Source organism: Streptomyces sp. NPDC101191, from assembly GCF_044767915.1.
Classification (GTDB): Bacteria; Actinomycetota; Actinomycetes; order Streptomycetales; family Streptomycetaceae; genus Streptomyces.
The window spans coordinates 466,297-479,765 of the sequence record NZ_JBIWOU010000003.1 but is presented as its reverse complement, the minus strand read 5'-3'; the positions used below and the strand labels follow the sequence as shown (position 1 = coordinate 479,765).

The following is a 13,469-nucleotide window of genomic DNA, read 5'->3' as shown; positions in this document are numbered from 1 at the left end:
AGTGAGCGACGTTTCACGTGAAACACGATGCACGCGCTGCAGGGCCGCGGCTGCTCGACACTCCGAAATCTGTACGTATCGCAGCTTGTACGGATCAGCGGGACGGATCCGCAGGGGCTCAGCGGCGCCGGCGGGGCCGACTGGTCCGGGCTGCCTTGGCACGCTTGGCGGCGAACCTCACACCACCGGGGCTCTCCCCGCACTCGACCCGGACCACCGTGGTCATCGGATCGACGATCCCCTCGCCCACGTGCAGCACGGAGGCCTCCACCACACCGAGCTTGGAGAGCGCGGCGCGGGCTCCGTCGATCTCCTCCTCGGCGGTGTCGCCCTTCAGCGCGAGCATCTCGCCGTAGGGACGGAGCAGCGGAACCCCCCAGCCGGCCAGCCGGTCGAGCGGTGCCACGGCCCGGGCGGTCACGACGTGCACGGGCGGCAGCTTGCCCAGCATCTCCTCGGCACGGCCGCGGACCACGGTCACATGGTCGAGCCCGAGCAGTTCCACGGCTTCCTGGAGGAAGTTCGTCCGGCGGAGCAGCGGCTCCAGGAGCGTGATCTTCAGATCACGGCGTACCAGGGCCAGCGGGATACCGGGCAGACCGGCGCCGGAGCCGACGTCGCAGACCGTGACGCCCTCGGGAACGGCCTCGGAGAGCACCGCGCAGTTCAGAATGTGCCGCTCCCACAGACGGGGAACCTCGCGCGGGCCGATGAGACCTCGCTTCACCCCGGCGTCCGCCAGGAGCTCCGCGTACCGAACCGCCTCCGGGAAGTACTCGCCGAAGACTGTCTGCGCCTGCTCCGGCGCCTGGGGAAGCTCCGCTGCCTCCGTCACGGGGACCGTCCTTCCGTACCGTACGCGTTCCGTGCGAGCGCACGGGGTGGCTGACTATCAGGCTGACAAAGTTCGGCCCCGCCTGCGAACAGACGGGGCCGACATTACGAGAGGGCTCAGGCAGGGAGCACGACGACGAAGCGCTGCGGCTCCTCGCCCTCGGACTCGCTGCGCAGACCGGCGGCGGCGACGGCGTCGTGCACGACCTTGCGCTCGAACGGCGTCATGGGGTCCAGCTTGACCGGCTCGCCAGAGGCCTTGACCTCGTCCGCGGCCTTGGCGCCCAGCTCGGCGAGCTCGGTGCGCTTCTTGGCGCGGAAGCCCGCGATGTCGAGCATCAGACGGCTGCGGTCACCGGTCTCCCGGTGCACGGCGAGTCGCGTCAGCTCCTGAAGGGCCTCCAGCACCTCTCCGTCGCGGCCGACGAGCTTCTGCAGGTCACGGCTGCCGGCCTCGCTGACGATCGAGACCGAGGCTCGGTCGGCCTCGACGTCCATGTCGATGTCACCGTCGAGGTCGGCGATGTCGAGCAGGCCCTCGAGGTAGTCGGCCGCGATCTCACCCTCCTGCTCCAGGCGGGTCAGGGTGTCGCCACCCTCGGCGGCGGAGGTGGTGCCTTCCGTCACGGATGGACTCCTTCTTGCTTCGTGGAGGCTTACTTCTTGGAGGAGGGGTGCTTGGGCCGCTGCTGGCCCTTGCGCTGGCCGGACTTGCCCTGGCGGGAGCCGCCGGAGTTGGCACGGCTCGGACGCGCGGGCTTCTCATCCGCGCCCTGGGTACCACCCTTGGTGCCCGTGGCCGGCGACTGCGGCTTCTTCTCCAGCGAGGGAGCCGCCGTGTCCTCGACCTCGTCGGCCTTCTCGTCGTCCGCGGGCTTGGCATCCGAGGGATGCTGGCCACCCGCGGCCTGACGCTGGGACTTGGTCTGGCGCTTGGGCTGCTGGCGACGGGCGGCAGCGCCGCCCTCCGCCTCTGCCGTCACGGTCGCACCCTTGATCACGGTGCCGTCGGCCTGGGCCGCGAAGCCCGCCTTCGACAGGCCCGCGAAGAAGCGGCGCTCGTTCTCGTTGCGGTCGGCGCCCTTGGCGACGATGGCCTTGACGATGTTCTTCCGGCGGCGGCCGCGAACCTCACCGTGCTGGCTGACGTTCTTGAGCAGACGCTGCAGGTAGGCGTCCTGGGCCTTGCTGCCCGGGGTGGGGTTCTGGTTGATCACGTACATCTGCTGGCCCATGGTCCACACGTTGGTGGTCAGCCAGTAGACGAGGACACCGACGGGGAAGTTGATGCCCATGCCGGCGAAGATCAGCGGGAAGATGTACATCAGCATCTTCTGCTGCTGCATGTACGGGGTCTTCACCGAGAGGTCGACGTTCTTCATCATCAGCTGGCGCTGGGTGAAGAACTGCGAGGCCGACATCATGACGATCATGATCGCGGTGACGACGCGCACATCGGTGATCGAGGCGCCGAGGGCCTGGGCCTCCACAGCGCTGTCCGTGAACTTGGCAGCCAGCGGGGCACCGAAGATGTGGGCCTGCCGGGCGCTCTCGAGCAGCGACTGGTTGATGACGCCGATGGTCTCGCCGTTGGCGATGGCCGACAGCACGTGGTACAGGGCGAAGAAGAACGGCGACTGCGCCAGGATGGGAAGGCACGAGGAGAGCGGGTTGGTGCCCGTCTCCTTGTACAGCTTCATCATCTCTTCGGACTGACGCTGCTTGTCGCTCTTGTAGCGCTCCTGGATCGCCTTCATCTTCGGCTGGAGCGCCTGCATGTTCCGCGTCGACTTGATCTGCTTCACGAAGAGCGGGATCAGGCAGATGCGGATCAGCACCACCAGGGACACGATGGAGAGACCCCAGGCCCAGCCCGTGTCGGGGCCGAAGATCGCCCCGTACATCTTGTGGAACTGGACGATGACCCAGGAAACGGGCCAGGTGATGAAGCTGAACAGACTGGCAATCGTGTCCACTAATCAGGCTCCTTGAGCATTGGGCGAGGTCTCTGCGGCCGGGCTCGTCTCGGCGGAGAACCCGCCCTTGTCTCCACGCAGGGCGTTACGCAGCATCTCGTGCCAGCGCGGCCGCTTACGCGGGGGAACATGGTCCACGCCGCCGGGCGACCACGGATTGCACCGCAGGATGCGCCAGGCGGTCAGGGCAGTGCCCTTGATCGCGCCATGCCGGTCGATGGCCGTGAATCCGTAGTGGGAACACGACGGGTAATACCGGCAGACGGGGCCCAGGAGCGGGCTGATCGTCCACTGGTACAGCTTGATGAGAGCCAGCAGCGGGTACTTCATCGCGTGCCCCCTCCCAGCAACCGCTGGAGAGCGGCATCCAGGTCTCGGGCCAGGTGTGCGTGATCGGCGTCACCGGCTCCGGGCAACGCCCGTACGACCACCAGGCTACCGGGGGGCAGCTCGGTGAGCCGCTCACGCACGAGATGGCGCAGGCGGCGCTTGACCTGGTTGCGGACGACCGCGCCGCCTACTGCCTTGCTCACGACGAAACCCGCACGCGTCGGGGGAGCGCTCTCCCCAGGCGCGTGCGGGTCCGTTGCACCGCTGCGTAGATGGACGACGAGGAGCGGGCGTCCGGCCCGACGTCCTCTGCGTACCGCGGTCGCGAAGTCCTCGCGCCGCCTCAGCCGATTCTCGGTAGGCAGCACGTCATGACCTGTTTAGTCAGATCAGGCGGACAGGCTCGCGCGACCCTTGGCACGGCGGTTCGCCAGGATGGCACGGCCGGCACGGGTACGCATGCGCAGGCGGAAGCCGTGGGTCTTCGCGCGACGACGGTTGTTCGGCTGGAAGGTGCGCTTGCTCACTCGGGGGCTCCAGAAATGATTCGTTGGTGGCGGGACATCGCCTGGCTGTCACCGTGCGCCCACGAGTAGCTCGCATACGCCCGAGTGCACCGCTTCGCGATCACATATGGTGATCTTCGCCCATCGGAGGCAGGCGGCAGCAGCCATCGACAACTCGACCTGGTTACGGTACGCGCGGCTACGCCATCCGGTCAAACCGGCCGGTCATCGAGGCCCACTGTGCACAGGCTGTGGACAACAACTTGAACCACGTCAGCCGCCCCGACTACCGTGGCTGAACTCCACAGTCTTTTCCGTTCTGTCCTTACCTGTCCTTACGGACTTCGACCCACCGTCCCGAGAACCACACATTCGTGGGACCTGCGAGGAAGCGTGCCCCGTGGCTGACGTACCTGCCGATCTTGCCGCAGTGTGGCCGCGCGTGCTGGAACAGCTCCTCGGCGACGGCCAGGGCATCGAGCCCAAGGACAAGCAGTGGATCGAGCGCTGCCAGCCGCTCGCCCTGGTGGCCGACACCGCGCTGCTCGCCGTTCCCAACGAATACGGCAAGCAGGTTCTCGAAGGCCGCCTCGCCCCGCTGATCAGCGAGGCCCTCACCCGCGCCTGCGGCCGGCCGATCCGGATCGCGATCACCGTCGACGACTCCGTCGGCGAGCCCGCCCCGCCGGTCCGGCAGCAGCCCCAGCCGCAGCAGCCGCGCTACGACGAGCGCCCGCCGGCGGAGTCCTACGGCTCGTACGAGAAGTACGAGAAGTACGACGACTACGGGCGACCGATGCCGGACGACGGTCTGCCGACCGCCCGCCCCGCCTACCCAGGCGAGTACCAGCAGCGCCCCGAGCCGGGTTCCTGGCCACGCGCCCAGGAGGACCTCTCCTGGCAGCAGCAGCGGCTCGGCGGCTTCCAGGAACGCGACCCCTACGCGACGGCCCGGCCGCAGCCCCCGCAGCCGCGCTACGACGAGCGCCCCCCGTACGAGCAGCCGCAGCGACCCGAGCGCGGCGAGATGCCGGAGCCGCAGGGTCCCCGGCCCGGCGGACCGGGTCCCGGCGGGATGGGCGGAGGCCCCGCGGGCGGCGGCCCGGGGATGGGCGGCTCCTCGTCCGGCCAGGGCGCCGGAGCCGGCGCGCCCGGCGAGCAGCACGCGCGCCTCAACCCCAAGTACCTCTTCGACACCTTCGTCATCGGTTCCTCGAACCGCTTCGCGCACGCGGCGGCGGTCGCCGTGGCCGAGGCGCCGGCGAAGGCGTACAACCCCCTGTTCATCTACGGGGAGTCGGGGCTCGGCAAGACCCATCTGCTCCACGCGATCGGGCACTACGCGCGCAGCCTCTACCCGGGCACGCGGGTGCGGTACGTGAGCTCGGAGGAGTTCACGAACGAGTTCATCAACTCGATCCGTGACGGCAAGGGCGACGCGTTCCGCAAGCGCTACCGGGATGTGGACATCCTGCTCGTCGACGACATCCAGTTCCTCGCGAGCAAGGAGTCGACGCAGGAGGAGTTCTTCCACACCTTCAACACCCTCCACAACGCGAACAAGCAGATCGTGCTCTCCTCGGACCGGCCGCCGAAGCAGCTGGTGACCCTGGAGGACCGGCTGCGGAACCGCTTCGAGTGGGGTCTGACCACGGACGTGCAGCCGCCGGAGCTGGAGACGCGTATCGCGATCCTGCGCAAGAAGGCCGTGCAGGAGCAGCTGAACGCCCCGCCGGAGGTGCTGGAGTTCATCGCCTCGCGGATCTCGCGCAACATCCGTGAGCTCGAGGGCGCGCTCATCCGCGTCACCGCCTTCGCGAGCCTCAACCGGCAGCCGGTGGACCTCGGGCTCACCGAGATCGTCCTCAAGGACCTGATCCCTGGCGGCGAGGACTCGGCGCCGGAGATCACCGCCGGCGCCATCATGGCGGCGACGGCCGACTACTTCGGCCTGACGGTGGAGGACCTCTGCGGTTCCTCGCGCAGCCGCGTCCTGGTCACGGCCCGGCAGATCGCCATGTACCTGTGCCGTGAGCTCACGGACCTGTCGCTGCCGAAGATCGGCGCGCAGTTCGGCGGCCGCGACCACACGACGGTCATGCACGCGGACCGCAAGATCCGCGCGCTGATGGCGGAGCGGCGCTCCATCTACAACCAGGTCACCGAGCTGACCAACCGCATCAAGAACGGCTGACCCCGCGGCAGGCCGTGACGGCCGTCCGCAGGGCGCCGAGGACGTCGAAGGGCGCTCCGGGACACCTCCCCGGGGCGCCCTTCGGCGTTCCCGGGGGCACCGCCCTCGGCGAGTCCGAAGCCGCGCCGCTCCGTGCCCTCACCCGACGACAGCGCTCCCGGAGCCGCCCTGCGGCGCTCCCGGGAGGGCTCTTTCGGCGTTCCCGAGAGGGTCGTCGGGCGTTCCCGAGGGGTCCTTCCGGCGTCCCCGGGCAGCTGTGGGGGGCGATGGACGGGCGCCGGCCCGGTCCCGGGTGTTCGATTACGCCGTTCCGGTGGCGGGTTCTCCACAGATTGGGGGATGATCTCCCGTCCACAGGGTGGGGACTGCCAAGTTATCCGGATTGCATCCACAGGCAGCCCTGGTGACAACCCATCACTCCAGGTCAGAGGGGTGTGGAATTGTTGGCAAACGATCTCCACAGGCTGTGGATGAAAATTTCGTCCACAGGGGTCCCGCGCGGTTGTCCACGGGCGGCCCACAGGGAGCGGGCGGTTGCCCACAGCTTCTCCACACCGCTGTCCACTGTTCGGCAACGAAACGCGCGGGCTCACTGGGCCGAGTGAAAGCCGTCACACCAAGGGAGACGTTTGGGCTGTGGGGAACCTGGGGAAAGCTGGGGACAGCGCTGGGGAGAACTCCCCATGGCCTGTGCATCGGGTGTGCAGAACTTTCGGGTGTCCACAGAACACCCCGGTTGTCCACGGGTGTCACCCACAGGGTCAGTGGACAAAAAACTGGACCTGACCTGCGCAAACGACGTTATCCACGGTTTCCACAGGCCCTACTACTACTCCCACTCATAGTTAGCCCGGAATCCGCTTCGAAGTGGGGCCTGTGCACAACTCGAGCCCGGAGCCTCGGCGACCTCTTGTCGCGACTTGACCCCGAGCCGCACCGAGTGTCGGTGGCGTACGTCAGACTGGATCCCGCAGTCGACGAAGAGCCAGCAACAAGCAGGAGGCGGTTCCGGTGAAGATCCGGGTGGAGCGCGATGTACTCGCGGAGGCGGTGGCCTGGGTGGCCCGCAGCCTTCCGGCCCGTCCGCCGGCGCCCGTTCTCGCGGGCCTTCTGCTGAAGGCCGAGGACGGCGCGCTGAGCTTCTCCAGCTTCGACTACGAGGTCTCGGCCCGCGTCTCCGTCGAGGCGGAGGTCGAGGAGGACGGCACCGTTCTGGTCTCCGGCCGTCTGCTCGCCGACATCTGCCGCGCCCTCCCCAACCGTCCCGTGGAGATCTCCACAGACGGTGTACGGGCGACCGTCGTCTGCGGCTCCTCCCGCTTCACCCTCCACACCCTGCCTGTGGAGGAGTACCCGGCACTCCCGGAGATGCCCACCGCGACCGGCACCGTCCCCGGTGAGGTCTTCGCCTCGGCGGCCGCCCAGGTGGCCATCGCCGCCGGCCGTGACGACACGCTGCCCGTGCTCACCGGTGTGCGCATCGAGATCGAGGGCGACACGGTCACCCTCGCCTCCACCGACCGCTACCGCTTCGCCGTCCGCGAGTTCCTGTGGAAGCCGGAGTCCCCGGACGCCTCCGCCGTGGCCCTGGTGCCGGCGAAGACCCTGCTGGACACGGCCAAGGCCCTCACCAGCGGCGACACGGTCACCCTGGCGCTCTCGGGCTCCGGCAAGGGCGAGGGCCTGATCGGTTTCGAGGGTGCGGGCCGCCGGACCACCACCCGTCTGCTCGAAGGCGATCTGCCGAAGTACCGGACCCTCTTCCCCACCGAGTTCAACTCGGTCGCGGTGATCGAGACCGCCCCCTTCGTCGAGGCCGTCAAGCGCGTGGCCCTCGTGGCCGAGCGCAACACCCCGGTCCGGCTCAGCTTCGAGCAGGGCGTGCTCATCCTGGAGGCCGGCTCCAGCGACGACGCACAGGCTGTGGAGCGTGTGGACGCGCAGCTGGAGGGCGACGACATCTCGATCGCCTTCAACCCGACCTTCCTCCTGGACGGCCTGAGCGCGATCGACTCCCCGGTCGCCCAGCTCTCCTTCACGACCTCGACGAAGCCCGCGCTCCTGAGCGGCAAGCCGGCGGTCGACGCGGAGGCGGACGAGGCCTACAAGTACCTGATCATGCCGGTCCGTCTGAGCGGCTGACATCGGGACACCGGGCGTCGACTGAGCGGCTGACCCCACAGGTGTGCACGGGGGTCCGGGCGTAGGCTCGGACCCGGGTACACACCGCACACGACGCTAAAGGAATCTCTGATGGAGCTCGGTCTCGTCGGTCTCGGCAAGATGGGCGGCAACATGCGCGAGCGCATTCGCCGCGCCGGCCACACCGTCGTCGGATACGACCGCAACCCTGACCTCGCCGATGTCCACAGCCTCGAAGAGCTTGTGGGCAAGCTCAAGGGTCCGCGCGTCGTGTGGGTCATGGTCCCCGCCGGTGCGGCGACCCAGTCGACCATCGACGAGCTGGCCGGCCTGCTCTCCCCCGGCGACATCGTCGTGGACGGCGGCAACTCCCGCTGGACCGACGACGAGAAGCACGCCGAGGAGCTCGCCGCCAAGGGCATCGGCTTCGTCGACTGCGGCGTCTCGGGCGGCGTCTGGGGCCTGGAGAACGGCTACGCGCTCATGTACGGCGGCGACGCCGAGCACGTGGCCCGCGTCCAGCCGGTCTTCGACGCGCTGAAGCCCGAGGGCGAGTTCGGCTCGGTCCACGCGGGCAAGGTCGGCGCCGGCCACTTCGCGAAGATGGTCCACAACGGCATCGAGTACGCGATGATGCAGGCCTACGCCGAGGGCTGGGAGCTCCTGGAGAAGGTCGACTCCGTCACCGACGTCCGCGAGGTCTTCCGCTCCTGGCAGGAGGGCACCGTCATCCGTTCGTGGCTGCTCGACCTCGCGGTCAACGCCCTCGACGAGGACGAGCACCTGGACAAGCTGCGCGGCTACGCGTCGGACTCCGGCGAGGGCCGGTGGACCGTCGAGGCCGCCATCGACAACGCCGTACCGCTGCCGGCGATCACCGCGTCGCTGTTCGCGCGGTTCGCGTCGCGTCAGGACGACTCGCCGCAGATGAAGATGATCGCCGCGCTGCGCAACCAGTTCGGCGGCCACGCGGTCGAGGCGAAGAAGTAATCCACAGGCTGTGCACCCCGCGGTGCACAGCAGCCGGGGGAAGGTCGGCGCACACCATGCACGTCACGCATCTGTCGCTGGCCGACTTCCGCTCGTACGCCCGGGTCGACGTCCCGCTCGACCCGGGCGTCACCGCCTTCGTGGGGGCGAACGGCCAGGGCAAGACCAATCTGGTCGAGGCCATCGGCTATCTCGCCACCCTCGGCAGCCATCGCGTCGCCTCCGACGCCCCGTTGGTGCGCATGGGTGCGGAGCGGGCGATCATCCGCGCCGCCGTCACCCAGGGCGAGCGCTCCCAGCTGGTCGAGCTCGAACTCAACCCGGGCCGGGCCAACCGCGCGCGTATCAACAGGTCCTCGCAGGTCAGGCCACGTGACGTGCTTGGCATCATCCGGACGGTGCTGTTCGCTCCGGAGGACCTGACGCTGATCAAGGGCGACCCCGGCGAGCGCCGGCGCTTCCTCGACGAGCTGATCACGGCGCGCGCGCCGCGCATGGCGGGCGTGCGCTCCGACTACGAACGGGTGCTCAAGCAGCGCAACACCCTCCTGAAGTCCGCCGCCATGGCCCGGCGGCACGGCGGCCGCTCCATGGACATGTCCACCCTGGACGTCTGGGACCAGCACCTGGCCCGGGCGGGCGCCGAGCTGCTCGCCCAGCGGCTCGACCTCATCGACATGCTCCGCCCGCTGGCCGACAAGGCGTACGAACAGCTGGCCCCCGGCGGCGGCCCGGTCCACCTGGAGTACAAGCCGTCCGCGCCCGGCTCCGGGCACACCCGCGAGGAGCTGTACGGACAGCTGATCGCCGCGCTCGCCGACGTACGCAAGCAAGAGATCGAGCGGGGCGTCACGCTCGTCGGACCGCACCGCGACGACCTGCTGCTCAAGCTGGGCGACCTGCCGGCCAAGGGGTACGCGAGCCACGGGGAGTCCTGGTCGTACGCGCTGGCGCTGCGGCTGGCCTCGTACGACCTGCTGCGGGCCGAGGGCAACGAGCCGGTGCTGGTCCTCGACGACGTCTTCGCCGAGCTCGACGCGCGCCGGCGCGAACGGCTCGCGGAGCTGGTGGCACCCGGCGAGCAGGTGCTGGTGACGGCGGCGGTCGACGACGACGTCCCGGGTGTCCTCGCGGGCACGCGGTACGCAGTGGCCGGCGGCGCGGTGGAACGGGTCTGAGAGGCGGCACGGCGATGAACGGCGAAACTTCCCCACAGCCTGTGGACAAGCCGGCGGGCGCCGCCAACCCCGAGCCCTCGGGGGTGGATCTCGCCCGGGTAGCGCTGCGCGCGGCCAAGGAGCAGGCCAGGGCGCGGGGCGCGGCCGCGGCGCAGAAGAAGCAGGCCCGGCGCGGCGGTGGCCTGCGCTCCGGCGCACGCGCCGACGGGCGCGACCCGATGGACCTCGGCGCCGCCATCAACCGACTCATCACCGAGCGGGGCTGGGAGACGCCCGCGGCGGTCGGCGGGGTCATGGGGCGGTGGCCGCAGATCGTGGGCGAGGACCTGGCGAAGCACTGCGTCCCGCTGAAGTACGACGACGACCCGGAGGAGCGGGTGCTCACGGTGCAGTGCGACTCGACGGCCTGGGCGACCCAGCTGCGGCTGCTGGCGCCGCGGCTGGTCGCGCGGCTGAACGAGGACCTGGGCCACGGGACCGTACGGATGATCAAGGTTCTCGGGCCCGGTGGGCCCCGCCGCGGCTACGGACCGCTGCGGGCGCCGGGATCCACGGGTCCGGGCGACACGTACGGGTAGAGAGGGCGGAGCCTGCCCGTAACGGTGCCGCTCGCACCGCGGCCGCAGCCGCTTTCGCCGGTGTCGCTCGTAATGGTGCCGCTCGCACCGCGGCCGCAGCCGCCTTCGCCGGTGTCGCCCATGCCAGGGCCGCCGGCACAGGCGCCGCCCCCGCCCGCCTGTGCCGACGCCGGTCCTCGGCGGCTCCGGCTTGTTGCGGCCTCTTCCCTTGCCGCGGCCCTCGCGTCGGCCCTTGGCTGCGCCGCCCGTCACAGCGGCCCCGTTGACGCCACCCTGCCCCTTCCGCCCCGGTCTCGGCGCGCCCCTGCCTGTGAAGAGGCGGGCGGAACGGGAGCGCGCGGTGCGCGCGGGACCTTGTCGCCGCCCTCTCCGGGACCCCGTCCCGACCCCCCGGCCCCGGCGGAACGACGGCCCGCGACGCCGCGCGGAAGTCATGCCGGGGCCCCCTCGTCCACCCCGCCCACTCGCCGTCACCGCCCGAAGCGCTAGGTGGCCGTCAGGGGCGTCTGGGGCCCCATCCCGGATATGGGGAGTCGTCTCGATGCCGTTGAGGGCGGCACATGAGCATTCAGGTACCGGCAAACCCCCATGAGTGTCAGTGGTACCGGTAGACTGGAAGACAATCCCGCCACCCTGCGGAACAAGTCGAACGACGCAGCCGCTCCCGTATGCCCGGAGAACGGCCTGTGCTGTGCCAGAAAGGGCGCTTCGTGGCCGATTCCGGCAACCCCAACGAGAACAACCAGTACACCGCCAGCAACATCCAGGTCCTCGAGGGTTTGGATGCGGTGCGCAAGCGCCCCGGCATGTACATCGGCTCGACCGGCGAGCGCGGTCTGCACCACATGGTGCAAGAGGTCGTCGACAACTCCGTCGACGAGGCCCTGGCCGGCCACGCGGACACCATCGACGTCACGATCCTGGCCGACGGCGGCGTGCGCGTCGTCGACAACGGCCGTGGCATCCCGGTGGGCATCGTCGAGTCCGAGGGCAAGCCGGCCCTCGAGGTCGTGCTGACCGTGCTGCACGCGGGCGGCAAGTTCGGCGGCGGCGGCTACGCGGTCTCCGGTGGTCTGCACGGCGTCGGCGTCTCCGTCGTGAACGCCCTGTCCACGAAGGTCGCCGTCGAGGTCAAGACCGACGGCTACCGCTGGACGCAGGACTACAAGATGGGCGCCCCGACCGCGCCCCTCGCGCAGCACGAGGCGACCGAGGAGCACGGCACCTCGGTGACGTTCTGGTCCGACCCCGACATCTTCGAGACGGTCGAGTACTCCTTCGAGACCCTCTCGCGCCGCTTCCAGGAGATGGCCTTCCTCAACAAGGGCCTGACGATCACGCTCACCGACGAGCGCGACTCCGCCAAGGCCACGGTCGGCGCCGACGACCCGGACGCCGAGGCGACCCCGGAGCCCGCCGCCCGCACGGTGAAGTACCACTACGAGGGCGGCATCGTCGACTTCGTGAAGTACCTCAACTCGCGCAAGGGCGAGCTGATCCACCCGACCGTCATCGACGTCGAGGCCGAGGACAAGGAGCGCGCGCTCTCGGTCGAGATCGCGATGCAGTGGAACTCCTCGTACAGCGAGGGCGTGTACTCGTTCGCGAACACGATCCACACCCACGAGGGCGGTACCCACGAGGAGGGCTTCCGCGCGGCGCTGACGACGCTCGTCAACAAGTACGCGCGCGACAAGAAGCTGCTCCGCGAGAAGGACGACAACCTCACCGGTGACGACATCCGCGAGGGTCTGACCGCGATCATCTCGGTCAAGCTGGGCGAGCCGCAGTTCGAGGGCCAGACCAAGACCAAGCTGGGCAACACCGAGGCGAAGACCTTCGTCCAGAAGGTCGTGCACGAGCACCTGACGGACTGGTTCGACCGCAACCCGAACGAGGCCGCGGACATCATCCGCAAGGGCATCACCGCCGCCACCGCGCGCGTGGCCGCCCGCAAGGCCCGCGACCTGACCCGCCGCAAGGGTCTCCTGGAGTCGGCGTCCCTGCCGGGCAAGCTCTCCGACTGCCAGTCGAACGACCCCACCAAGTGCGAGATCTTCATCGTCGAGGGTGACTCCGCCGGTGGCTCGGCCAAGTCCGGCCGCAACCCGATGTACCAGGCCATCCTGCCCATCCGCGGCAAGATCCTGAACGTCGAGAAGGCCCGGATCGACAAGATCCTGCAGAACACCGAGGTCCAGGCGCTGATCTCCGCCTTCGGCACCGGGGTCCACGAGGACTTCGACATCGAGAAGCTCCGCTATCACAAGATCATCCTGATGGCGGACGCCGACGTCGACGGCCAGCACATCAACACCCTGCTGCTGACCTTCCTCTTCCGCTTCATGCGCCCGCTGGTCGAGGCCGGTCACGTGTACCTGTCGCGCCCGCCGCTCTACAAGATCAAGTGGGGCCGGGACGACTTCGAGTACGCGTACTCGGACCGCGAGCGCGACGCGCTCGTCGAGCTGGGCAAGCAGAACGGCAAGCGGATCAAGGAAGACTCGATCCAGCGCTTCAAGGGTCTCGGCGAGATGAACGCCGAGGAGCTGCGCATCACCACCATGGACGTCGAGCACCGCGTACTCGGCCAGGTCACCCTGGACGACGCCGCGCAGGCCGACGACCTCTTCTCGGTGCTGATGGGCGAGGACGTCGAGGCACGGCGCTCGTTCATCCAGCGCAACGCCAAGGACGTTCGTTTCCTCGACATCTGAGTCGGTCTCAGCTGACCGTACGAA

General features: G+C 69.3%; 12 protein-coding genes. 6 read left to right on the top strand and 6 right to left on the bottom strand.

Going from position 1 to position 13,469, the window contains the following annotated elements; all coding sequences use genetic code 11:
* Nucleotides 1–118: 118 nt before the first annotated feature.
* From rsmG to rpmH, 6 genes are all read right to left on the bottom strand, one after another.
* Entirely contained in the window at nucleotides 119–835 is a 717-nt protein-coding gene (gene rsmG / locus ACIRQF_RS15385) for a 16S rRNA (guanine(527)-N(7))-methyltransferase RsmG (RefSeq protein ID WP_376627309.1), read from the bottom strand.
* Between the two features lie 116 nt (nucleotides 836–951).
* The gene (locus ACIRQF_RS15380) at nucleotides 952–1,461 is read right to left on the bottom strand and encodes a protein jag (RefSeq protein WP_376627307.1); all 510 of its coding nucleotides are present in this window, start codon (nucleotides 1,459–1,461) and stop codon (nucleotides 952–954) included.
* A 29-nt stretch (nucleotides 1,462–1,490) separates the two neighbouring features.
* Entirely contained in the window at nucleotides 1,491–2,810 is a 1,320-nt protein-coding gene (gene yidC, locus ACIRQF_RS15375) for a membrane protein insertase YidC (protein ID WP_404092433.1), read from the bottom strand.
* 3 nt (nucleotides 2,811–2,813) lie between these two features.
* Nucleotides 2,814–3,140 carry a membrane protein insertion efficiency factor YidD gene (gene yidD / locus ACIRQF_RS15370; RefSeq protein WP_376627304.1) on the bottom strand — a complete coding sequence of 109 codons (327 nt, stop codon included), beginning with the start codon at nucleotides 3,138–3,140 and terminating at the stop codon, nucleotides 2,814–2,816.
* Complete coding sequence (gene rnpA, locus ACIRQF_RS15365) at nucleotides 3,137–3,508, bottom strand: ribonuclease P protein component (protein ID WP_376627302.1); 372 nt, start codon at nucleotides 3,506–3,508, stop codon at nucleotides 3,137–3,139. The genes yidD and rnpA overlap by 4 nt, the downstream gene beginning before the upstream one ends.
* A gap of 21 nt (nucleotides 3,509–3,529) precedes the next feature.
* Entirely contained in the window at nucleotides 3,530–3,667 is a 138-nt protein-coding gene (gene rpmH, locus ACIRQF_RS15360) for a 50S ribosomal protein L34 (RefSeq protein ID WP_015659252.1), read from the bottom strand.
* A 379-nt stretch (nucleotides 3,668–4,046) separates the two neighbouring features.
* Here rpmH and dnaA point away from each other — a divergent pair, with 379 nt between their 5' ends.
* From dnaA to gyrB, 6 genes are all read left to right on the top strand, one after another.
* On the top strand, nucleotides 4,047–5,840 hold the full coding sequence (gene dnaA, locus ACIRQF_RS15355) for a chromosomal replication initiator protein DnaA (protein ID WP_404092430.1): 1,794 nt from the start codon (nucleotides 4,047–4,049) through the stop codon (nucleotides 5,838–5,840).
* A gap of 1,011 nt (nucleotides 5,841–6,851) precedes the next feature.
* Nucleotides 6,852–7,982, top strand: coding sequence for a DNA polymerase III subunit beta (dnaN, locus tag ACIRQF_RS15350; RefSeq protein WP_030205035.1), 1,131 nt, complete (start codon nucleotides 6,852–6,854; stop codon nucleotides 7,980–7,982).
* A 111-nt stretch (nucleotides 7,983–8,093) separates the two neighbouring features.
* Nucleotides 8,094–8,972 carry a phosphogluconate dehydrogenase (NAD(+)-dependent, decarboxylating) gene (gene gnd, locus ACIRQF_RS15345; RefSeq protein ID WP_376627297.1) on the top strand — a complete coding sequence of 293 codons (879 nt, stop codon included), beginning with the start codon at nucleotides 8,094–8,096 and terminating at the stop codon, nucleotides 8,970–8,972.
* Nucleotides 8,973–9,028: 56 nt separating this feature from the next.
* The gene (gene recF / locus ACIRQF_RS15340; RefSeq protein ID WP_382477365.1) at nucleotides 9,029–10,150 is read left to right on the top strand and encodes a DNA replication/repair protein RecF; all 1,122 of its coding nucleotides are present in this window, start codon (nucleotides 9,029–9,031) and stop codon (nucleotides 10,148–10,150) included.
* Nucleotides 10,151–10,164: 14 nt separating this feature from the next.
* Nucleotides 10,165–10,728 (top strand): DUF721 domain-containing protein, encoded by a 564-nt coding sequence (locus ACIRQF_RS15335; protein WP_404092427.1) that lies wholly within the window; start codon nucleotides 10,165–10,167, stop codon nucleotides 10,726–10,728.
* A 686-nt stretch (nucleotides 10,729–11,414) separates the two neighbouring features.
* A complete protein-coding gene (gene gyrB / locus ACIRQF_RS15330) occupies nucleotides 11,415–13,445 on the top strand; it encodes a DNA topoisomerase (ATP-hydrolyzing) subunit B (RefSeq protein WP_376627291.1) in 2,031 nt (676 codons plus the stop codon).
* Nucleotides 13,446–13,469 lie beyond the last annotated feature (24 nt).